Raw genomic sequence first — 21,802 nt, forward strand, 5'->3', positions numbered from 1 at the left:
CCCTGATCTTGGGGCTAGCGCTGCGCGGGGTCGGTTCCGGCGTGGGCGTAGTCGGCGAGTTGGCCTGCGAGGGCGGTGGGGACTCGGGCGTGGACTCGGGTGCCGTCGGGCTCGTGGTCGGAGGTGATGATCTTGCCGTCGGCGTGGATTCGGGCCAGGAGGTCGCCGCGGGTGTAGGGCAGCAGGACGCTGATCTCGACGTCCAGGCCGCCGAGGATCTGGCCCAGGCGGTCGCGGAGTTGGTCGAGGCCCGAGCCGGTGCGGGCCGAGACGAAGACCGCGTCGGGGAGCCAGCCGCGCAGCTGGGTCAGGTCCAGGGGATCGAGGGCGTCGATCTTGTTGACCACCAGCAACTCCTGCGGGGCGGGCGTCTTGGTGTCGCGCAGGACATCGGTGATGACCTCGCGGACCGCCTTGATCTGCTGATCCGGCAACGGATCCGAGCCGTCCACCACGTGCAGCAGCAGGTCGGCGCCCGTCACCTCCTCCAGCGTCGAGCGGAACGCCTCGACCAACTGGGTGGGCAGGTGGCGCACGAAACCGACGGTGTCGGTGAACACCACCTCGCGCCCGTCCTCGAGCGCGGCCCGGCGAGTGGTCGGATCCAGGGTGGCGAACAGGGCGTCCTGCACCAGGATTCCGGCATCGGTGAGCGCGTTCATCAGCGAGGACTTGCCCGCGTTGGTGTAGCCGACAATCGCGACCTGCGGGATGCCGCTGGCCGTGCGCTTGGCGCGCTTGGTGTCGCGGGCCGTCTTCATCTCGCGAATCTCGCGGCGCAGCTTGGCCATTCGCTCACGAATGCGACGGCGATCGGTCTCGATCTTGGTCTCACCGGGACCACGCAGACCCACACCGCCATTGCTGCCCGCGCGACCACCGGCCTGCCGGGACATGGACTCACCCCAACCGCGCAGCCGCGGGAGCATGTACTCCATCTGCGCGAGCGAGACCTGCGCCTTGCCCTCACGCGAGGTGGCGTGCTGGGCGAAGATGTCCAGGATCAGGGCGGTGCGGTCGATGACCTTCACTTTGACGACCTTCTCCAGCGCGGTCAGCTGCGCGGGAGTCAGCTCACCGTCACAGACGACGGTGTCGGCGCCGGACTCGAGGACGATGGAGCGCAACTCCTCGGCCTTGCCGGAACCGATATAGGTCGACTTGTCGGGGCGGTCGCGACGCTGGATCAGCGCGTCCAGCACCTCGGATCCGGCGGTCTCGGCGAGGGCGGCCAGCTCGGCCATGCTCGCCTCGGCCTGGGTGGCCGTGCCCTCGGTCCAGACACCGACCAACACCACGCGCTCGAGGCGCAGCTGCCGGTACTCGACCTCGGTGACGTCTTCGAGTTCGGTGGACAGACCCGCGACGCGGCGCAGGGCGCTGCGCTCGTCGAGCTGCAATTCACCGACCGTCGGCGCGGCCGACCAGCCGTTGCGACCGGTTTCGGGGGCGGCGGTCTCCTCGTCGAGGTCCTCGGCGGGGGTGAACTCATACGTTTCTGGCTTACTCATATACCTCCATGGTCCCACGTCCCAACCGCGACCCGCATTCGGTTATTTCGCGGCGAAGCGTTCGCCAGCTCGGGCGATGACATCGTCGAGGACCTCGCGGGAGCGCACCAGGTCGGCGATCGTGCGGTCGATGCGGTCGCGTTCGGCCTGCAACTCGTGGACCAACTCGGGCGTGGCGCGTTCGTTCGCGCCGCCGTCGGTGTCGCGCATGCACGGGAGGAGCGCGTAGATCTTCTTGCTGTTGAGGCCCGCGGCGAACAGTTCTTGAATGTGGATGACGCGGTCGACGGCCATCTCGGGATAGTCGCGTTGGCCACCCGGGGTGCGGGTGGGGACCAGCAGGCCCTGTTCCTCGTAGTAGCGCAGCGAGCGTTCGCTCACCCCGGTGCGTTTGGCCAGCTCACCGATTCGCATGCGGCACTCCGGATTCCGAGGCTTGCACCTCACATTGATGTCAGGTTTTACCTTACCGGCATGACGAACACGGACCTCTTCACCTCCGCCCGCCTTGGCGCACTGGAACTCCCGAACCGGCTGGTCATGGCCCCGCTGACCCGAAATCGCGCCGAGGCCGACGGGACCCCGTCCGAGCTCATGCGGATCATGTACACCCAGCGCGCGACGGCCGGGCTGATCATCGCCGAGGGGACGACACCGAACCCGGTCGGGCAGACCTACCCGAATATCCCCGGCATCCACACCGATTCGCATATCGCGGGCTGGCGGCGCGTCACCGACTCGGTGCGGGCCGCGGGAGGACGGATGTTCCTGCAGCTACAGCACGGCGGGCGCGTCGGGCATCCCGACAACAGCGGGCTGGTTCCCGTGGCACCGTCGCCGATTCCGCTGCCTGAAGGCATTCACACTCCGTCCGGACATCAGGAATCGGCGATACCGCGCGAGCTGAGCCCGGCCGAAATCCAGGAAACCATCGCCGATTTCGCCACCGCCGCCCGCAATGCGGTGGCCGCCGGATTCGAGGGTGTCGAAATCCACAGCGCCAATGGCCATCTGCTGCACCAGTTCCTGGCGGGCAACACCAATCGACGCACCGACGTGTACGGCGGCCCGATCGCCCACCGCATTCGGTTCACCCTGGAGGTGGTGGACGCGGTTATCGCCGCCATCGGCGCGCAGCGGGTCGGCATCCGCATCGCGCCCGGCGTCACTACCAACGGCATCGCCGAGGACGACACCGACGAGCTCTACCCGGCCCTGGTCACCGCATTCGCCGAAAGGCATCCGGCGTATCTGCACATTGTCTTCGCCGACCCGGAAACCGCACTCTTCCAGCGGATTCGGCAACTGTGGCCGCACACCCTGATCGCCAACCCGAACCTCGGCCGAGGTGAGCTACCCGCCGACGGCGGCAAGGCCGCAGCCGAAGCCCTCCTCACCGCGGGCGCGGACCTGGTCTCCCTGGGCCGCGCCTTCCTGGCCAACCCCGATCTGGTGAAACGACTCCGCCTCGGCGCACCCCTCAACCCGCTCAGCGACGCACCCCTGATGTACGTCGGCGGCCCCGAAGGCTACATCGACTACCCGACCCTCCAGACGGTCGCCGCCTGATCAGGCGTCCTGCCACCATTTGGCGGCGATGCGGCCGGTGGCGACCAGTTCCGACGGGCCGCGCAGCCAGGCCGCGCCGTTCTCGATGCCGACGGTGACCACCCCACCCGGGATGCGGACCTTGATGTGGCCGACGTCCGAGGCGAGGTCGAAGCCGTCGGCGACGAGGGCGGCGGCCGCGGCGGCGACGGTTCCCGTTCCGCAGGAGCGGGTTTCACCGACCCCGCGCTCGTAGACGCGCATGTCGACGCCCTTCTCGCCGTCGGAGCCGACGCCGAGGGCGGTCAGGATTTCGACGTTCACGCCGTGCGGGAACAGGGTGTGGTCGAACGCGGGGGCGTGTTCGAGGTTCAGATCGGCAAGGATTTGCGGGGTCAGGGTCGGGTCCACGCAGGCCAGGTGCGGGTTGCCCACATCGATTCCGAGGCCGGAGAATTCACGGCCGTCGAGGGTGGTGGTGGAGGGGCCGAGGGATTTCACGGTGCCCATCGCCACGGTCACCTCGCCGTGGACCGGGTCGGCGTGGTGGACGACCACCGGCCGCGCGCCCGCGCGCGAGCCGACCACGAATTCCTCGCGATTCTCCAAGCCGGTGGCGACGAGGTAGTGGGCGAATACCCGCACACCGTTGCCGCACATCTCGGCAATGGACCCGTCCGCATTGCGGTAGTCCATGAACCAGTCCCCGGCGCTCACGTCCTGCGGCAGCGCCGCCAGCACCCCGGTCTCGACCAACGCGCCCGCGCGGGCCACGCGCAGCACGCCGTCCGCGCCGAGCCCGCGCCGACGATCACACAGCGCCGCGACCCGGGACTGCGTGAGCTCCAGCCACGCGTCCGGGTCGGGCAGCACCACGAAATCGTTCTGGGTGCCGTGGCCCTTGCTGAATTCGATATCAGCGGCGCTGTTCTCGCTCGTCATGGTCTTTACGTTAGCGCCCGGCGCTGCCGGGCTATTTCGTAGAGTGCCACCGCCGCCGCGGAGGGCGCGCCGAGCGTGCCGTCGGTGGGGATGCGGACCAGCTCATCGCACACCCGCTCCCAGGTGGGGCCCAGGGATTGGCTCTCGTCGCCGAGGACCAGGACGGTGCCGCCGTCGAAGCGGGCGTCATCGAGGGCGAGACCGCCGTGATCGTCACTGCCGACCACGCGGGTCGCGATGCCGCGGGCGCGCTGCCGGTCCCGGAACGCGGCCACCTGCGCCGGTCCCGAGGCGCGCAGCACCGGGATGGCGAACAGCGCCCCGTCGGAGGCGCGCACGCTCTGCGGGTCGTAATGGTCGACGCCGGAACCTGTCACGATCACCCCGCCCGCCCCGAACGCCACCGCGGACCGGATCAGCGCGCCCAACCGGACCGCCGACGCGGGCCGGTCGATGACCACCACGGTCGCCGGATCCTCCGGCGTGCCCGGCGCGAACTCGTCGAGTTCCGGCCGCCGCGTCAGCGCGACCGCCACCAGTTCCGGCACCGGCTCCGAGGGCTCGGCCAGCTCGGCCATCACCTCCGGCACCAGGCCCACCCCGGTCACCCCGCTGGTCTCGAGCAGCTGCCGCACCCACTCCGGCGGCTCGGGCGCGCCCAGCCGATAGACGAGCGTCTCCAGCGGCCAACCACATTCGAGCCCACGCGTAATGGCGCGCCTGCCGTGCACCAGGAATCGACCGTCCCGCACCCGTTTGGCCCTGTTGCTCAGGTACTCCCGCCACAGCTCCACCGAGGCATTCCGCGTACTCCCACGGCCCGTCACCCTTGCAACGTAGCGCGGACACCCGACATCCACGGCCGGGTTCTGGCGTGTCCCCGCGCCGTGGAGTGTCCGGGCATCAGGCGGCCATTGCCGGAACTCACCTCCGAGGACCGAACGAAATACCTTGCGGCGCTGCGGATGATGGCGGGTTCGAATCCACCCCCTCACCGATGTGCTGCGCACCGTGCCGAAGGGCCTACCGGCCGCCGACCGACGCCTGCTCGACAATGGCCGAAGCCGTTGCGGCCAAGGCCGGATCCGCGCCGTCGACCCAGTGCACGCGTTGGTCGCGGCGGAACCAGGAGCGTTGGCGGCGAACGTAGCGGCGGGTGCCGATGAAGGTGCGCTCCTGGGCCTCGGCGAGGTCATATTCGCCGTCGAGGTAGTCGAGGACCTGGGCGTATCCAATGGCGCGGCGGGCGGTTTGGCCGTGCCGCAGGCCCTGAGTGATGAGCTGTTCGGTCTCCTCGAGCAGACCCGAGTCGAACATCTTCGCCGTGCGCAGTTCGATGCGGGCATCCAATTCGGCGGTGTCGCGATCGACACCGAGAATGACCGTGCCCCACCGGGGTTCACCGATCTGGGGCGCGGAGGCCGCGAAGGGTTTGCCGGTCAGCTCGACCACTTCGAGGGCGCGGACCATGCGGCGGCCGTCGGTGGGCAGGATCGTCTGGGCGGCCACGGGATCGGCCTTTTTCAGCGCCTCGTGCACGGCGACCGTGCCGCGATCGGCCAGCACCGCTTCCCATTTCGCGCGGATCTCCGGGTCCGTGGCCGGGAAGTCCCAATCGTCCAGCAGCGCTTGGACGTACATCATGGAGCCGCCGACGATCACCGGGGTGTGCCCGCGCGCCATGATCGCCTCCACGTCGGCGCGCGCGGCGGCCTGGTAGGAGGCGACCGTCGCGGTCTCGGTGATGTCGAGCACGTCGAGTTGATGGTGCGGAATGCCGCGGCGCTCGGAGACGGGCAGTTTCGCGGTGCCGATGTCCATCCCGCAATACAGCTGCATGGCGTCGATATTGACGATTTCCCCGTCCAGCCGTTCCGCCAGATCCAGGGCCAGATCGGACTTGCCGGTGGCGGTCGGCCCGACCACGGCGATGGGCCTCACGCGCCTACTCCACTTACATCGCCGACCGGCTCCCACACGCTGACGTGGTAGGCCACCCCGAACGGGGCCGCGGCGTACAGCGTTTCGACCTTGGGATCGGCCGGGTCGACGGCGAAGAGTCCGGCCAGCACCTGGTAGGCGGGTCGGCCCGCGACCTCAAGCTCGGCCAGCAGGTGCGTGTCCAGGGCTGCCAAGGCCCCGCGATCCCCCGCGCTCAACGCCCGATCGATCTCGGCCTGCACGCCCTCGGCGCGCTCGTCGAGATAGCGCGGCGCCTTGAGCGACAAGGTTGCCGCACCGTCGCCGACGACCAGGACGGCCGTCGGCTCGGATTCCGCGTCGAGTTCGGCACGCAGATATCGGCCGAAGGTCAGCGCCTCGTCGGCGGAGGCATCGGCCGAGATCAGGCGGCATTCCGCGACGGCCTCGGGGGCGGCCTGCCCGCGCAGCCAGCCCGCGATGAGCGCCGGGAGCGGCAGCAGCGGGTCCGCGCCGGAACCGAATCCGGCGGCATCGTTGGATCCGGCAAAACCGACACGCACGTCCACTCCGTATCCCCGGAATGTGCCCACCGATTCCGAACCGATCACCCGGTCCGCTTCCGCGCCCCCGGAAACCTCCTCCGAGTCCGCCACGCCGACCACGATCCACCGCGACGCGCGGGCCGACAACTCACCCGCCGCACGCAAGACCGCAGCTCGCAGGGTCGCGACGTCGCCATCGCCCGTCGCACCGGCCGCACCCTCGAGTTCGGGTATCAGCACGGGCGGGGAGGGAACCAACGACGCAACACAGAACACGCCGTCAACCGTAGCGCTAACGCACCTCACCAGCCCCACCCCGGCACGGTCGCCGCGCCGCCGAAGCGGGCTCAAAGACAGCATTTCCCATCTCAGCCTGGTTGAATGGGATGGAGCTAGACAGATGAGCTAGGGCGTAACCAGGCAGCCGTGACGCGCGGCAGGGACGAGGAGCAATGACCGACAACAACGGAACCGAGAAGGCCACCCACTCGGAGTCGACCCCGACGCCCAAGCCCGGCGCGCCGCTGCCCTCCCCGAGCGAGACCGTGACCCCCGCGACCGAAACAGCCGTGACCCCCGCGACCGAATCAGCCCCTGCGGGTGCGACCGCCGAGCCACCGTCCAACGAGACGGCCCGGCCCACGCCGAGCGAGTCCGCCGGAGCGGCCACAGGCAAGACCGCCGGGACACCCAAACCGTCTCCGGCCGCCGCACCCCGCCCGGGCGGCCCGCGCCGCAAACCCGAGTCGCCCAAACCCCATGCCGTCAAGCCCACGCCGGGCCCGGCCGCCCCGCACCCGCATCCGGTGGTCGTGCCGACCGTGAGCGACCCCAGCCAGTGGGGCCGGGTCGACGATGACGGCACCGCCTGGGTCAAGACCGCCGACGGCGAACGCGTCATCGGTTCCTGGCAGGCCGGGGACGCCGCCGAGGGGCTGGCCCACTTCGGCCGCCGCTTCGACGATCTGGCCACCGAGGTGGCGCTGCTCGAGGCACGCCTGGCCGCGGGGACCGACGCCCGCAAGACCAAGGCCGCCGCCACCGCGCTTGCCGAGACGTTGCCGACGGCCTCGGTCATCGGTGATATCGACGGTTTGGCGAACCGGCTGCGGGCCATCATCGAACACTCCGACGAGGCGGCCGCGCACGCCAAGGAGGAGAAGGAACGCACCCGGCACGAGCAAACCGAGCGCAAAGAAGCCCTGGCCGCCGAGGCCGAGCAGATCGCCGCGGAATCCACCCAGTGGAAGGTGGCCGGGGACCGGCTGCGGGAGATCCTCGACGAGTGGAAGACCATTCGCGGCGTGGACCGCAAGGTCGACGACGCGCTGTGGCGGCGCTTCTCCAAGGCGCGCGAGGCGTTCAACCGTCGCCGCGGGGCGCATTTCGCCGAACTCGATCGCGAACGCGCGGCCGCGAAGACCCGCAAGGAAGAACTCTGCGTGCGCGCCGAGGAACTCTCCGGGTCGACCGACTGGTCCGGCACCGCGGCCATCTTCCGCGACCTGCTGACCGAATGGAAGGCCGCGGGCCGCGCCCCGCGCGAGGCCGACGAGCAGCTGTGGCGTCGCTTCAAGGCCGCCCAGGACGTCTTCTTCGCCGCCCGGAATTCCGCGGCCAGCGAACGCGATCACGAGTTCGAGCAGAACGCGACCGCCAAGGAAGAGCTGCTGCGCCATTACGAGCACATCAATCCCGAGACCGATCTCGACGGTGCCCGCAGTGCCCTGCGCGAACTCCAGGAGAAGTGGGACGCCATCGGCAAGGTCCCGCGCGAGCGCATGCACGACCTCGAATCCCGCCTCCGCACCATCGAGAAGCGAGTCCGCGAGGCCGTCGACGCCCAATGGCGCCGCACCGACCCCGAGGCCATGGCCCGCGCCGCCCAATTCCGCGAACGCGTAGCCCAATTCGAGGAACAGGCCGCCAAGGCCCAAGCCGCAGGCAAGACCCGCGACGCCGAAAAGGCCCTCGAACAGGCCAAACAATGGCGCGAATGGGCCGAAGCCGCCGAAGGCGCGGTCAGCCAGCGCTGACACAACAGTGAAACACCGATCCGGCCCGGCCCCTACCCGCCGGGCCGGATTGCTGTAACCGCCACAGCCCCCCACCCGAACTCACGCCGCAGCAAGGTAGAGCAGCGCCTGCCTGATCCGGTGCCGACCGTGCTCGGAGTCGAGGGCCGAGCTACCCGGTCCGATGCATGGTGCGCTAGGAGATTGGAAGCCCGGTTCGCAGAGGTCGAGGACGGCCTCGCCGTGGCGCAGGCGCTCGAGGAGGTCGGCGGCGACCTCGAAGGCTCGGGGCCGGGAGGTGATGCCGCATCATCATCATTCGCCCGCGCACGAGCGAAATCCTCTGTCGCCCAGGATGATCGGCGGCAGGCGCGGTTCCTGGTTACGCTCGGGTCCATGGCACCGAGTCGGGAAGCATTGATCGCCCACTTGATCGCGACCGGGATGGCGGGGCCGGTGGCCACGCCTCGGGAGAACAATCTCGCGCATTATTGGCGGCTGGCGCAACGGGATCCGGGGTTTTTGTTCGGGCTCGATATCGGGCCGGAGTGGGATGTCGATGCGATTTTCGATTTGATGGTTCGGAAGGTTGGGGTGGATTCGCGGCGGGATTTCCGGCGCGGGTTGGACACCATCGATCCGGAACGCACGGTGGCGGCGCTGGATCGGTACGCGGCGCGGTTCGACAAGGCTATTCGGGAGCGGCAGCGGGTGCTGTTCGCCACGGGGCATCCCAAGACGCTCACCCGGCTGTATCAGCGGCTGGCCGCGGCGTTGGTCGAGGCCGGTGGCTCGGCGGTCGAGGCGGGGGCGGGAGCCGTCTGGGAGGACCAGACGCACTACGGCGTTCAACGCCTGCACATCGACTATTTCGGCGGCGTCGCCAATCTGATGGCCACCCGCGGGGCGATCCACACCCATTCGGCGGTACCGATCCGTCTGTCCTTGGAGGCGCTGCGTGCGGCCGGGGAGCCATGGCCGGATCTGGTTGTGGCCGACCACGGTTGGTGCGGCGGGGCGGCGCAGGCCGGAATCGACGCGATCGGATTCGCGGATTGCAATGACCCGGCGCTGTTCGTCGGCGAGGAGCTCGGAACCGTCGCGGTGGCCGTACCGCTCGACGACGGCATCGATGCCGAAAAGTACGACCTGCTGGGCGAATACATCCTCGGGCGGGATTGAATCACTCAGTTGAGTTCCGCTGCGACCACGGTGGATTCGGTAATGACCTCGTGGCGGGTGGGGCGGTGGGAGCGGCGGTATTCGCTCGGGGAGAGGCCGACTTCGCGGTTGAAGTGGGCGCGGAGGTTGGCGGCGGTGCCGAGGCCGCAGCGGTCGGCGACCACATCGACCGGAAGGTCGGTGAGCTCCAGGAGTTCTCGGGCCCGGATCAGGCGTTGGGTGAGCAGCCACTGCAAGGGTGTCGCCCCGAGTTCGGCGTGGAAGCGGCGGGCCAGGGTGCGCTCACCGAGGTTGGCGTAGGCGGCGAGGTCCGAAACCGTGAGGGGGCGTTCGAGATTCGCCAGCGCCCATTCGAGGGTGGCGGCGAGACCCGAATCGGTGGGCCGGGCGGGGACCGGGGACTGCACATATTGGGCCTGCCCGCCCGCGCGGTGGGGTGAGACCACCAGGTAGCGGGCGGCGGCATTGGCGGCCTGCGACCCGAGATCCTTGCGAATCAGGTGGATGCACAGGTCCATCCCGGCCATGGTGCCCGCACTGGTGAGAATGCGGCCATCGTCGATGTAGAGGACGCCGGGGTCGATGTCGAGGTGCGGATGCCGGGCGCGCAGGGCCGCGATGTGCCGCCAGTGGGTGGTCATGCGGCGACCGTCGAGCAGGCCCGCGGCCGCCAACACGAAAGCGCCGGTGCACAGCGACGCGATGCGGGCTCCGCGCTCATAGGCGGCGCGGACGGCCTCGACCAGGTCGGCGGGCGGGTCCTCGCGGACACTCGGCGTGGACGGGACGATCACCGTGTCGGCGCGCACGAGATCGTCGTAGTCGTGGGCGGTCAACGCCACGAAGGGATCTCGCAGCGTGGCGTGGTGGGTCTCGCACGGACCGCAGAGTTGGAAGTCGTACCAGGTCGCAGGGTCGACGCCGATCGGCGGCTCATAGAACACCTGGTACGGAATCGCGACCTCGAAGATCGGCATGCCGGGCGCGACTGCCACGGCCAGCGTGCCGGGACCGTTCGTATCCATGACTCGAATCTAGCGCCGAAGGTTGTCAGAAATCTAGCGCAGTGTGGCATTCCTGCCACTCGTGGATCGTGTCGCCGTCTCGGATAGTCGGAGACATGACCACGACGACCGAACGCACGACCCCAGTCCCCCAGCCGGATTCGCCGCCGGACCCGCGCCGGTGGCGAGTACTGGCCATTGCGGCGATCGCGCAGTATCTGGCCATCCTGGATCTGTTCGCGGTCATCGTCGCCTTCCCGGCATTGCAGGAGTCCTTCGGGAACGCGTCCACCGGCACGGTGTCGTGGACGTTGAACGCCTACACGATCGTGATGGCCGCCCTCCTAGTTCCGGCCGGTCGGTTCGCCGACGATACCGGTCGCAAACGCGGATTCCTGCTCGGCATAGCGCTATTCGGCCTGGCCTCGATCGCCTGCGGCCTCGCCCCGAACCTGGCGGTCCTCATCATCGCCCGGGTGCTGCAGGCCGCCGCGGCCGCCATCCTCATCCCGACCGGTCTCGGCCTGGTGCTGCCGGTCTTCCCGAAGCGCGAGCACACCACCGTCATGGGCATCTGGACCGCCATCGCCGCAGCGGGCGGCGCGAGCGGCCCGGTGATCGGCGGCCTGCTGCTGCAGGCCGGATGGCGCTGGATCTTCCTGCTCAACGTGCCGTTCACGGTGGTGGCCTTCGCCTTCGGCCTGAAGGTCCTGCCCGATATCCAGTCCCGCGCCAACCGCCGCCTGGATCTGCTCGGCGCGGCCCTGATCCTCGGCGCGACAGCCGCGTTCACCACCGTGTTCGTGCAGGCCACCGACTGGGGCTACACCGCGCCGGGCACGCTGGGCTGCCTGGTCGCCGCGCTGGTCCTGACCGCCCTGTTCGTGCTGCACGTGCGCCGCCACCCCGATCCGGTGGTGAGCCCGATCATCCTGCGGCACCGCCCGTTCCGCACCGCCACCCTCGGCGTCTTCTGCTACTACCTGGCCTTCGCCGCCATGATTCTGGAGGCGACGCTGTTCATGACCGAGCAGTGGCAGTACTCGACGCTGCGTGCGAGCTTCGGGGTGGCCGCCATGCCGATCAGCTGCCTGATCATGTCCCCGTTCTCCGGCAAATTCGTCGCCCGCTTCGGTGCCCGCGCCTCGGCGGCACTGGGCGGCGCGGCCATCGCCCTCGGCTGCGCCTGGTGGACGGTGGCCACCGAATTCTCGGATTCCTATGCGGTGGTGATGGTTCCGGGCGCGCTGCTGGCCGGTGCGAGCACGGCGCTGCTGCAGCCGCCGCTGTTCGGATCCTCGACGCTGCTGCCCGCCGACCAGATCTCGCTCGGCTCCGGCACCTTGATGATGGCTCGCCAGACCAGCTCGGCCCTGGGGGTCGCCATTCTCACCGCGATTCTCGGCGATGCCGCCACGCGAACCATGACGGAATTCCGGGCGGGCTGGATCTACATGGTGGTCGCGGGCCTGGCCGCCACGATCGCCGGACTCGCCTACCGCCCGGAGCGCGCCTGACCAACGCATGAAAAGGGCCCGGCGGCAACCGAATGCGGTTGCCGCCGGGCCCCTTCGAAGACTCAGTCCTCGCCGAACAACCGGCGGCGCTGCTGCTCCTCGGCCTTGGCCTCGGCCAGGCGACGCTGTTCCTCGGCGGCCAGCTGCACGGAGGTGCGAGCCCAGACCACGCGAATCCAGTGGAAGGTCAACACCATGATCGCGATGGTGGCCACGATCAGCCCGACACCCGGCCCGGCACCGTGGTAGTTGCCCAGCCCGGGGGTCTGCCGATGCCAGATCGACAGCACGCCGAACACGCTGGCGATCGCCGAGCCCGCCACCGCGATCCAGGCGAGCAGCCAGCGGCGGGTGATCAGCGCCAGCATCGAGAACCCGATCCCGAAGATCGTGACGAACCAGACGAAGACTCGCGACGGCAGTCCAATGTGATCACCCTGGGCGACCGTGTCGTAGAGCAGCACATCGAAGCCGCGGGTCTTGCCCGCGTGCGGCAGCACCAGCGAGGCCAGCAGCACGAACACCGACCCCGCGACCACCATGGCCCGCACACCCGGATCGATCTCCCCCGCGATCTTGCGTTCGACCGCTTCGAGATCTGCCCGGAACTGCTCGAAGTCCTGATTGTTCTCGGCGGCCTTCATACTCTCCTCGCTCGCCTCGGGGCTCGGTTCTGCCTGTCCTGCTTGCTCTTCCGGCTGCGCTCGCTCGCTAGAACGCTCCGGTTCCTCCGCATGCTCCGACCGCTCGGCAGGCTCGTCGGGGCCATTGGACTGCTGCTCGCTCATTCCGCTCGCGATCCTCGCTCACGCGTACTGATTGGTCGGCGGCGTGCGGCCCGGAGTTCCCGCAACAGGTCCACCCGCACGTACCCCAGCATCCTGCCCTATGACGCTGCGTAGTTGACAGTGGGGTCAGTCGCCGCAGGCGGAGCCGCAACCCGCGGCGGCGGGTTCGACCACCACGGGCGCGCCGATGCTGGGCAAGCCCAGGCCGACGCCGATGGGGGCGGTCTTCGGGGTGATGCCGCGTTCGTGGGCGTCGCCCGCGCGGGTACGGCGGTGAGTCAGGACCTCGCCGTCGGCGATCAGGTAGTGCGGGGCCGCGCCCGTGACGTCGATGGTGATGACGTCGCCGGGGCGAATCTCGGTGCCGGGGGCCGGGTCGGCGGGCGGGCGGAAGTGCACGAGGCGGCCGTCGCGGGCGCGGCCGGACATGCGGGCGGTCCGGTCGTTCTTCTTGCCCGCGCCCTCGGCGACGAGGAGTTCGACGGTCGAGCCGATCAGCGCCTGATTGCCTTCCAGCGAAATCTGTTCCTGCAGTGCGATCAACCGGTCGTAGCGCTCCTGCACGACTTCCTTCGGCAGCTGATCGGGCATGGTCGCGGCCGGAGTGCCGGGGCGGATCGAGTACTGGAAGGTGAAGGCGCTGGTGAAGCGCGCCTGTCGCACCACGTCCAGGGTGGCCTGGAAGTCCTCCTCGGTCTCGCCGGGGAAGCCGACGATGATGTCGGTGGTGATGGCCGCGTGCGGCATGGCCGCGCGCACCTTCTCGATGATGCCGAGGAACTTGGCGCTGCGGTAGGAGCGGCGCATGGCCTTGAGCACGCGGTCCGAGCCCGACTGCAGCGGCATGTGCAGCTGCGGGCAGACATTCGGGGTCTCGGCCATGGCCTCGATGACGTCATCGGTGAATTCGGCCGGGTGCGGGGAGGTGAAGCGCACGCGCTCGAGGCCCTCGATGTTTCCGGTGGCGCGCAGCAGTTTCGCGAACGCGCCGCGGTCGCGCTGCTCGTTCGGGTCGGCGAAGGAGACGCCGTAGGAGTTCACGTTCTGCCCGAGCAGCGTCACCTCCATGACGCCCTGATCGACGAGCGCCTGCACCTCGGCGAGCACATCGCCGGGCCGCCGGTCGACCTCCTTGCCGCGCAGCGACGGCACGATGCAGAACGTGCAGGTGTTGTTGCAGCCCACCGAGATCGACACCCAGCCCGCGTAGGCGGACTCGCGCTTGGCGGGCAGCGTCGACGGAAACGCTTCCAGCGCTTCGATGATCTCGACCTGCGCCTCCTCATTGTGGCGGGCCCGCTCCAACAGCACCGGCAGCGAACCGATGTTGTGGGTGCCGAACACCACATCCACCCAGGGCGCCTTCTTCACCACGGTGTCGCGGTCCTTCTGCGCCAGGCAGCCGCCGACCGCGATCTGCATGCCGGGCCGCTCGGCCTTGATGGGCGCGAGGTGGCCGAGGGTGCCGTACAGCTTGTTGTCGGCGTTCTCGCGCACCGCGCAGGTATTGAAGACGACCAGGTCGGCGGTGTCGCCAGCCACTGCCTTGACGTAACCGGCATCCTCGAGCAGACCCGAGAGGCGCTCGGAGTCGTGCACGTTCATCTGGCAGCCGTAGGTGCGGACCTCGTAGGTCCGGGCCGGGGAATTCACCCAACCAGGGTAATAGCTGGCACGCGGAGGCCATAAACCCGTCCTGACGGGCGTGACCGGCGTCTCGGTTGCAGCACAGTGCGGCCCCGGCAACTCAAAGACGAGCATTTCGGGCACGACATATATAGGGTCACTGGTCATGACCGATGCTGCCGATCCCATCAGCAACCCCGCGCCGATGATCTCGATGCGGACCGTGGACAAGCACTTCGGCTCGCTGCACGTATTGCGTGACATCAATCTCGAAGTGCCCCGAGGGCAGGTCGTGATCGTGGTGGGACCCTCGGGCTCCGGCAAGTCGACACTGTGCCGAACCATCAATCGACTGGAGACCATCGACTCCGGCGAAATCGCCGTCGATGGGGTGAAGCTCCCCGACGAGGGCAAGGCGCTGGCCAAGCTGCGTGCCGACGTGGGCATGGTGTTCCAGCAGTTCAACCTGTTCGCCCACAAGACCATTCTCGAGAACGTGATGCTCGCGCCGGTGAAGGTGCGCGGGCAGAAGAAGGACGTGGCCCGCAAGCGCGCGCTCGAACTGCTCGAGCGGGTCGGCATCGCCAATCAGGCCGACAAGTATCCGGCACAGCTGTCCGGCGGCCAGCAGCAGCGCGTGGCCATCGCCCGCGCGCTGGCCATGGATCCCAAGGTGATGCTGTTCGACGAGCCCACCTCCGCGCTCGACCCGGAAATGGTGTCCGAGGTGCTCGAGGTGATGGTGCAGCTCGCCAAGGACGGCATGACCATGCTGGTCGTCACCCACGAGATGGGCTTCGCGCGCCGCGCGGGCAATCGTGTGCTGTTCATGGCGGACGGGCAGATCGTCGAGGACGCCGAGCCCGAGGCCTTCTTCACCGCACCGAAATCGGATCGCGCCAGGGACTTCCTGGGCAAAATCCTGTCCCACTGACCCACCCCACCCGGGAAACGACTCCCGCACTCCACGAGAGAACAGGACCTTCGATGAGGATCAACCACGCAATCCGGATCGCCGCCGGAGTGGCTGCCCTGGCGCTCGCCGTCACCGCCTGCGGCGGCAGCAGCAGCAAGTCGGCCAGCCAGCACGCCGCCGACGGCAAGCTCACCATCGGCATCAAGTTCGACCAGCCGGGCCTGGGCCTGCTCAACAAGGACGGCAGCTACAGCGGCTTCGATGTCGATGTCGCCAAGTACGTGGCCGACAAGCTGGGCGTGAAGCCGGAGAACATCACCTTCAAGGAGTCGCCGTCCTCGCAGCGCGAGACGCTGATTCAGAACGGGCAGGTCGACTTCATCGTCGCCACCTACTCGATCACCGACGCGCGCAAGGAGAAGGTCGACTTCGCGGGGCCCTACTTCCAGACCGGTCAGTCGCTGCTGGTGCGGTCGGACAACACCGACATCACCGGCAAGGAATCGCTGAACGGCAACAAGAAGCTGTGCTCGGTCAAGGGCTCCACCCCGGCGCAGAACGTGAAGAACAAGTACGCCAAGGACGTTCAGCTGCAGGAGTACGACACCTACTCGCTGTGTGTCGAGGCGCTGAAGTCGGGCGCGGTGGACGCGGTCACCACCGATGACATCATCCTGCGCGGTTACGCGGCGCAGTCGCCGGGCGCGCTGAAGGTCGTCGGCGACACCTTCTCCACCGAGAAGTACGGCATCGGCCTGAAGAAGGGCGACACCGAAACCCGCGGCAAGATCAATGACGCCATCGAGGCCATGATCTCCTCCGGGGCGTGGAAGGCCGCGCTGGAGAAGGAATTCGGTTCCACCGGATTCCAGATCCCGCAGCCGCCCGCGGTCGACCGGTACTGAGTCACGGACACGTGCCGGGTGATTTCCCACTCATGAAATCACCCGGCGCGCTTCGTTTTCCGATCGGAGGAATGGGGCAGTCGTGTTCGACTTGATCTCCAACTATCACACCAAGCTGCTCGACGCGTTCTGGGTGACCATCAAACTGACGCTGTATTCGGCGTTCTGGGCGTTGATCCTCGGCACCGTCGTCGCGGCCATGCGGGTGTCGCCGGTTCCGATCGCACGATGGATCGGCACCCTGTACGTCAATATCATTCGCAATACGCCGCTCACGCTGATCATCGTGTTCTGCTCGCTGGGCCTGTACCAGACCCTCGGGTGGCGGTTGGCGCCGGAGGGGCCGAATAGTATCGCGCAGAACAGCTTTCGCTTCGCGATCGTCGGATTGAGTGTCTACACGGCGGCTTTCGTGTGCGAGTCGCTGCGGTCGGGCATCAATACGGTGCCGTTCGGGCAGTCGGAGGCGGGGCGGTCGCTGGGGTTCACCTTCGGGCAGAACCTGCGTTATGTGGTGCTGCCGCAGGCGTTTCGGTCGGTCATCGCGCCGCTGGGCAGTGTGTTCATCGCCTTGACCAAGAATTCGACCATCGCGTCGGCCATCGGTGTCGGTGAGGCCGCGCTGCTCATGTCGGAGATGAACGAGACCGAGGCGGCGGCATTGAGCATCGGTGCCATCTTCGCGCTCGGCTTCATCATTCTGACCCTGCCGACCGGCCTGTTCTTCGGTTGGCTGGCCAAGCGATTCGAGGTGAAGCGATGACCATCACCCTGGGCCGCCGCGCCCCCGAGGCGTCGGTGCTCTACGACGCGCCCGGTCCCCGCGCGCGCCTGCGCTACCGGATCTATTCCGTCATCGTGATCGCGGCGGCGGCGGCCGCGGTGTGGGTGGTCTACCACGGCCTCGCCAACAAGGGGCAGTTCACGGCGGCGAAGTGGAAGCCGTTCACCGAGAGCCAGATCTGGACCACCTACCTGCTGCCCGGCCTGCGCGGGACGCTGGAGGCGGCGGCGCTGTCGATCGTGCTGGCGCTCGTGTTGGGCATGATCTTCGGGATTCTGCGACTGTCGGACCATCGGGTGATCCGCTGGGTCGCGGGCGCGATCGTGGAGATCTCGCGGGCGATTCCCGTGCTGATCCTGATGATCTTCCTGTTCAACCTGTTCGGCACCCAGAACGTCTTCCCGTCCGACCAGTTGGCACTGGGGGCCGTGGTGGTGGCGCTGACCATCTACAACGGGTCGGTCATCGCCGAGATCGTGCGCTCGGGCATCCGGGCCATCCCCAAGGGACAGACCGAGGCGGCCATCGCGCTGGGCATGCGCAAGACCCAGGTGATGGTGACCATTCTGCTGCCGCAGGCCATTACCGCCATGCTGCCCGCGCTGGTGTCGCAGATGGTGGTGGCGCTCAAGGACTCGGCGCTGGGCTATCAGATCACCTATCTGGAGATCGTGCGCCGCGGTACGCAACTCGGTGCGGCGGAACAGAATCCGATTCCGGCGCTGATCGTGGTGGCCATCATCATGATCGTCATCAACTACACGTTGACGGTGATCGCGACGCGGGTCGAGAAGTGGCTGCGCACGCGCAAGCGCGGCTCGCGGGCCGTGCTCTCGGCGGGCGTCGCGACCGCTCCGCCCGGCATGGATGTGGTGCTGGGCGGCCAGACCGCCGCCCCGAAGTAGGCGAAATCCGGTCCCGGCTCGAACCGCGTTTCCGAGCCGGGACCGGGCATTCCGGGAATGCTGCGCGGACCTGCGGACAAGTGCTCCGCCCAGCTCGCATACTGGATTTCATGAACGAAGACGACAGCGCTCGAAGAGAATTCGTCTTCGGGCTTTTCTTGATCACCGTCATTACGCCATTGGTCGCGGGGCTCACCGCCTTCGCGGCGGTATTGGGCACCTTTTTCGCCTCGCGCGGGCTCGATCGGATTCTGGCTCGTCGCCGAGCCAAACTCGCGGCGGGTGCGGATCGACACGCCGTGCCCCGGCTGTCCGCGCATCGAGGGCACCGCCGGACGGATACCCGCCACGCCCGCCGAGCCCTCTCCACCCGCCGTCCGGGCGGCGTCCTGCACTGAGCGCTCGCGGGCGAGTCAGTCCGCCAGCCAAGGCATTCGGGCCACGAGGCGATCCCGGAGTTCGGTCAGCTGCGCGATGCGCTCATTGAGGTGGGCGACGCGGGGCGCGCCCACCTGGGCGTAGCCGGTGGTGCAGCGGGGCTCGAGGTGGAAGACCTCGGGGAGATCGCGATCCAGATGCGGTAGGAACGCGCGCACGTCCTCGACGGTGAAACCGGTGTCGAGCAGGTCGCGAATATTGGTGACCCGGCGGACGGCCGTTTCCTCGTAGACGCGGTAACCCGAGGCGGTGCGATCGGACGTCATCAGACCCTGCTCCTCGTAGAAGCGCAGGGCACGGGTGGTGGTGCCGGTGCGTGCCGCCAGTTCTCCGATGAGCATTGCGCCTCCTTGGCCGGGCACATTCGCCCCTCCTCGCCGAAATTTCGCGAGGTGCAACGCTACACGCGCACCACAACCTTCCCCCGGTAGGTGCCGGAGACCAGGTCCAACAGGGTGCGCGGGGCCTTGTCGAGGCCGTCGACAATCGTTTCGGACTGGACGATCGCCTTGTCGGCCAGCCATTTCCGCTGCAGGCGGCCGAATTCCGGGGCCGAATCCAGGTGATCGAGCACGGTGAAGCCGCGGAGCGTGAGACGCTTGCCGATCACCGGGAGCAGATCGCCGGGACCGGCGTCGGGCACTCCGCCCGCGCGCTGCCGGGACAGCGCACCGCACAGGGCGATCCGGCCGCCCACATTCATCACCTCGATCGCGGCTCGCAGGTGATCGCCGCCGACATTGTCGAAATACACATCGATTCCCTCGGGCGCGACCTCGCGCAGCCGGTCGGCGATCGGACCGTCGTGATAGTCGAAAACCGCGTCATACCCCAGCGTTTCGCGCGCGTACTCCGCCTTCTCCGGCGAACCGACACTGCCCACCACCCGCTTCGCCCCGAGCAACCGGGCGATCTGCCCGGCCATACTCCCCGTGGCTCCCGCCGCACTGGACACGAAAACGGTGTCGCCCTCCCGCAATTCGGCCGCCTTCGTGAGGCCCACATAGGCGACATGCCCGAATCCCAGATACGACGCGGGCGGCACCGTGGCATCCAGAACCTGCACCGCCTCGCCCGCGACCACCGCGAACTCCCGCCAGCCCAGCCAATGCGCCACCACCGTCCCCACCGGCAGTTCGGGGTCCGCCGACTCGACGACCTCACCCACCGCACGGCCGTGCATCGCCTCCCCGACCACGAACGGCGGCAAGGGAATTCCCGGATAATCACCGATCTGCATCAACATCCCGGGATCCAGCGACATGAACAGATTCCGCACAACCACCTCCCCCGGCCCCGCCTGCCGAACGCGTTCCTCCACCACCCGGAAATCACTCACCACGGGCATACCCACCGGCCGCCGCACCAACTGCACAACCCGCCCGACCCGGACCTCGTTCTCACTCATGCCGCCGACGCTAAACATTGACGTATGGGGCAAGGTCAAGCTCGGACGTGTGGGCCGCTACCTGCACGCGCTGACGGTGGATTGAACTCGGTGGGGGTCCGCCTCGTATCTGCTTACAGGGTGGGAGGTATCTGCTTACGGGGTGGGAGCGACAGGTTGCTTCATCAACCGAAGCGGGAATGCGATGACCACCAAATTCACCGATGAGCGTTCTATCAAGGGGACCGAGAACACCGACTCCAGTGCCGCCGACATGGGGCTGCTGGTCTTGCGGGTGTTTTTCGGCGGGCTGCTGTTCGTGCACGGCAGTCAGAAACTGTTCGGCTGGTTCAATGGGCCGGGCTGGCACAAGACCATCACGGGGTTCGACAAGCTGGGTTATCACCCGGGGAAACTGTTCGGCACGCTGGCCGGACTGTGCGAATTCACCGGCGGCACACTGCTATTGCTCGGATTGCTCACACCGCTGGGCGCGGCGATTGTTGTCGGCAGCATGACCAATGCCATGAACGTGACCTGGCATCACGGTCTCATGGGCTACGAAAGCGCCCTGCTGTTCGCCGTCGTCGCCGCGGCGCTGGCCTTCACCGGCCCAGGCCGCTACTCCCTCGACCACCTGCTCCCCTGGGGCCAACGCCGCGGCCCGGCCTGGGGCGCGGCCGCCCTCGCGCTCGGACTGGCGGCCGCGCTGATCACGCTGGAGTTCAAGTGGCACTAGCCGCGCTCACACCGTGCCCATATCGGCCGAAAGCCACTGCTCCGGCCGCATGAACACCACGACCTGCTCCCCCAGCGACTCGGCGTACTTCAAATAGCCGTCCACCTTGTCCGCCGGAAGGTACCGCTCGGCCATCTCCCGCACGGGCCCCTCATCGGTCATGGGTTCGATCCGCACAACGGGCCCCTCCGCCGTCACATACCGCACTGACGGCGTCAACACCTGCGCCATGAGGCTGAACCGCCCCGCCTCCTCCAACGCCCGGGCCTTCCTCGACCCCGCCCCGGTCACCACCCACAACTCACCCCCCGGCGAATACTGATACCAAATAGGCACATTGAGCGGCGCCCGCCCATTCCCCACAGCCACCGCAAGCGCACCAATATGAGGCTGAGCCAAAAACTCCTGACGTTCCTTCAATGTCAATGCCATACCCCCACCGTACGACCCCCCACCGACAACAAGGTCATACGCGCGAGCAGAAGAAACCTCCGCCCGGTCGGCATTGTTCAGCTCGCTCGAACACCCGAAATAGCCTGTCACCCACCGCCACGCGCGGCGGCGTCCATTTCGTCCTTCACCACGGAGTAGGCGATGGACTGGCCGAAACCGCGCCTGGCGAGTAGACCCACCAACCGGCGAATGGTCTTCTCCCGGTCCAGATCCGGTGGCAATCCCCGGAGCTTCGCACGAACGAGCTCGGCGGCACGCTCACGCTCATCATCGAGTGAGGATGGCTCGCTCGCGTCCGCGGAATTGTCGTCGACCGAGCTCGGATCGCCCGCGTCCACGACGGTCGAGCCGGAGCGCGGCTCAGCCTCACGACGAGACACTGCCCGAGCGCGGCGACCCATACCCACCGCCGGTTGCTCCTCCATCCCCGACTCGACCCACGCGGCCAATTCCGCAGACACGGCCGCATAGGCGATGCCGGAGGGATAACCGCGGCGGGCCAACATACCGACCAGGCGGCGAGTGGCGGTGGCGCGGTCGAGATTCGGGGAGAAGGTGCGGAGTTTGGCGCGAACCAGCTCGGCCGCGGATTCGGCATCGCCGGAAGGCAATTCGCGCCGCGCCGCGGCCGAAGGGCGGCGGCCCCGAGCCGGACCGGAATCCATGGGCAGGCGACC

General features: G+C 68.1%; 23 protein-coding genes. 10 read left to right on the plus strand and 13 right to left on the minus strand.

The window, feature by feature from the left end:
- Positions 1–14: 14 nt before the first annotated feature.
- Positions 15–1,511 (minus strand): GTPase HflX, encoded by a 1,497-nt coding sequence (gene hflX / locus VMT40_RS08815; RefSeq protein ID WP_326357496.1) that lies wholly within the window; start codon positions 1,509–1,511, stop codon positions 15–17.
- 42 nt (positions 1,512–1,553) lie between these two features.
- Entirely contained in the window at positions 1,554–1,925 is a 372-nt protein-coding gene (locus tag VMT40_RS08820) for a MerR family transcriptional regulator (protein WP_326357497.1), read from the minus strand.
- Positions 1,926–1,985: 60 nt separating this feature from the next.
- Between VMT40_RS08820 and VMT40_RS08825 the strand changes: the two genes are divergently transcribed.
- Complete coding sequence (locus VMT40_RS08825; RefSeq protein ID WP_326357498.1) at positions 1,986–3,080, plus strand: alkene reductase; 1,095 nt, start codon at positions 1,986–1,988, stop codon at positions 3,078–3,080.
- Here the strand turns inward: VMT40_RS08825 and dapF are convergent, their stop codons facing one another.
- From dapF to VMT40_RS08845, 4 genes are all read right to left on the minus strand, one after another.
- A complete protein-coding gene (gene dapF, locus VMT40_RS08830) occupies positions 3,081–4,001 on the minus strand; it encodes a diaminopimelate epimerase (protein ID WP_442789937.1) in 921 nt (306 codons plus the stop codon). It lies immediately after the preceding gene.
- Positions 4,002–4,006: 5 nt separating this feature from the next.
- Complete coding sequence (locus tag VMT40_RS08835) at positions 4,007–4,828, minus strand: TrmH family RNA methyltransferase (protein ID WP_326357499.1); 822 nt, start codon at positions 4,826–4,828, stop codon at positions 4,007–4,009.
- 196 nt (positions 4,829–5,024) lie between these two features.
- Positions 5,025–5,942, minus strand: coding sequence for a tRNA (adenosine(37)-N6)-dimethylallyltransferase MiaA (miaA, locus tag VMT40_RS08840; RefSeq protein WP_326357500.1), 918 nt, complete (start codon positions 5,940–5,942; stop codon positions 5,025–5,027).
- Positions 5,939–6,706 (minus strand): hypothetical protein, encoded by a 768-nt coding sequence (locus tag VMT40_RS08845; RefSeq protein ID WP_326357501.1) that lies wholly within the window; start codon positions 6,704–6,706, stop codon positions 5,939–5,941. Before VMT40_RS08845 ends, miaA begins: the two co-directional genes overlap by 4 nt.
- 212 nt (positions 6,707–6,918) lie before the next feature.
- On the opposite strand from VMT40_RS08845, the gene VMT40_RS08850 reads away from it, so the two are divergent.
- Together VMT40_RS08850 and VMT40_RS08855 are read left to right on the plus strand one after the other, a co-directional pair.
- Entirely contained in the window at positions 6,919–8,502 is a 1,584-nt protein-coding gene (locus tag VMT40_RS08850) for a DUF349 domain-containing protein (RefSeq protein ID WP_326357502.1), read from the plus strand.
- Between the two features lie 375 nt (positions 8,503–8,877).
- Positions 8,878–9,663 carry a phosphatase gene (locus VMT40_RS08855; protein ID WP_326357503.1) on the plus strand — a complete coding sequence of 262 codons (786 nt, stop codon included), beginning with the start codon at positions 8,878–8,880 and terminating at the stop codon, positions 9,661–9,663.
- A gap of 5 nt (positions 9,664–9,668) precedes the next feature.
- Here VMT40_RS08855 and VMT40_RS08860 read toward each other — a convergent pair whose 3' ends face one another.
- Positions 9,669–10,688 (minus strand): GlxA family transcriptional regulator, encoded by a 1,020-nt coding sequence (locus VMT40_RS08860; protein ID WP_326357504.1) that lies wholly within the window; start codon positions 10,686–10,688, stop codon positions 9,669–9,671.
- Positions 10,689–10,783: 95 nt separating this feature from the next.
- Between VMT40_RS08860 and VMT40_RS08865 the strand changes: the two genes are divergently transcribed.
- Positions 10,784–12,184 (plus strand): MFS transporter, encoded by a 1,401-nt coding sequence (locus VMT40_RS08865; protein WP_326357505.1) that lies wholly within the window; start codon positions 10,784–10,786, stop codon positions 12,182–12,184.
- A gap of 62 nt (positions 12,185–12,246) precedes the next feature.
- On the opposite strand, the gene VMT40_RS08870 is transcribed toward VMT40_RS08865, so the two are convergent.
- Complete coding sequence (locus VMT40_RS08870; protein ID WP_326358541.1) at positions 12,247–12,828, minus strand: Rv2732c family membrane protein; 582 nt, start codon at positions 12,826–12,828, stop codon at positions 12,247–12,249.
- 270 nt (positions 12,829–13,098) lie between these two features.
- A complete protein-coding gene (gene miaB, locus VMT40_RS08875; protein ID WP_326357506.1) occupies positions 13,099–14,625 on the minus strand; it encodes a tRNA (N6-isopentenyl adenosine(37)-C2)-methylthiotransferase MiaB in 1,527 nt (508 codons plus the stop codon).
- A 178-nt stretch (positions 14,626–14,803) separates the two neighbouring features.
- Between miaB and VMT40_RS08880 the strand changes: the two genes are divergently transcribed.
- The 5 genes from VMT40_RS08880 (at position 14,804) to VMT40_RS08900 (ending at position 18,506) form a co-directional block, all read left to right on the plus strand.
- Positions 14,804–15,532, plus strand: coding sequence for an amino acid ABC transporter ATP-binding protein (locus VMT40_RS08880; RefSeq protein WP_326358542.1), 729 nt, complete (start codon positions 14,804–14,806; stop codon positions 15,530–15,532).
- A gap of 53 nt (positions 15,533–15,585) precedes the next feature.
- Entirely contained in the window at positions 15,586–16,419 is an 834-nt protein-coding gene (locus VMT40_RS08885) for a glutamate ABC transporter substrate-binding protein (RefSeq protein WP_326357507.1), read from the plus strand.
- An 82-nt stretch (positions 16,420–16,501) separates the two neighbouring features.
- Positions 16,502–17,182 carry an amino acid ABC transporter permease gene (locus tag VMT40_RS08890; RefSeq protein ID WP_326357508.1) on the plus strand — a complete coding sequence of 227 codons (681 nt, stop codon included), beginning with the start codon at positions 16,502–16,504 and terminating at the stop codon, positions 17,180–17,182.
- Positions 17,179–18,108 (plus strand): amino acid ABC transporter permease, encoded by a 930-nt coding sequence (locus VMT40_RS08895; protein WP_326357509.1) that lies wholly within the window; start codon positions 17,179–17,181, stop codon positions 18,106–18,108. Before VMT40_RS08890 ends, VMT40_RS08895 begins: the two co-directional genes overlap by 4 nt.
- Positions 18,109–18,218: 110 nt before the next feature.
- Complete coding sequence (locus VMT40_RS08900) at positions 18,219–18,506, plus strand: hypothetical protein (protein WP_326357510.1); 288 nt, start codon at positions 18,219–18,221, stop codon at positions 18,504–18,506.
- Positions 18,507–18,521: 15 nt separating this feature from the next.
- Here the strand turns inward: VMT40_RS08900 and VMT40_RS08905 are convergent, their stop codons facing one another.
- Both VMT40_RS08905 and VMT40_RS08910 read right to left on the minus strand, forming a co-directional pair.
- Positions 18,522–18,887: a MerR family transcriptional regulator gene (locus VMT40_RS08905; RefSeq protein WP_326357511.1), complete on the minus strand. Its 366-nt coding sequence runs from the start codon at positions 18,885–18,887 to the stop codon at positions 18,522–18,524.
- Between the two features lie 59 nt (positions 18,888–18,946).
- Complete coding sequence (locus VMT40_RS08910; RefSeq protein ID WP_326357512.1) at positions 18,947–19,954, minus strand: NADP-dependent oxidoreductase; 1,008 nt, start codon at positions 19,952–19,954, stop codon at positions 18,947–18,949.
- Between the two features lie 184 nt (positions 19,955–20,138).
- On the opposite strand from VMT40_RS08910, the gene VMT40_RS08915 reads away from it, so the two are divergent.
- Positions 20,139–20,672: a DoxX family protein gene (locus VMT40_RS08915; RefSeq protein ID WP_326357513.1), complete on the plus strand. Its 534-nt coding sequence runs from the start codon at positions 20,139–20,141 to the stop codon at positions 20,670–20,672.
- Positions 20,673–20,678: 6 nt separating this feature from the next.
- On the opposite strand, the gene VMT40_RS08920 is transcribed toward VMT40_RS08915, so the two are convergent.
- Both VMT40_RS08920 and VMT40_RS39335 read right to left on the minus strand, forming a co-directional pair.
- A complete protein-coding gene (locus VMT40_RS08920) occupies positions 20,679–21,104 on the minus strand; it encodes a pyridoxamine 5'-phosphate oxidase family protein (RefSeq protein WP_326357514.1) in 426 nt (141 codons plus the stop codon).
- 107 nt (positions 21,105–21,211) lie between these two features.
- Positions 21,212–21,790, minus strand: a complete 579-nt coding sequence (locus tag VMT40_RS39335) for a hypothetical protein (RefSeq protein WP_442789967.1) — start codon at positions 21,788–21,790, stop codon at positions 21,212–21,214.
- Positions 21,791–21,802 lie beyond the last annotated feature (12 nt).

The sequence above is a fragment of the Nocardia sp. CDC160 genome, from assembly GCF_035818795.1.
Taxonomy (GTDB): Bacteria; Actinomycetota; Actinomycetes; order Mycobacteriales; family Mycobacteriaceae; genus Nocardia.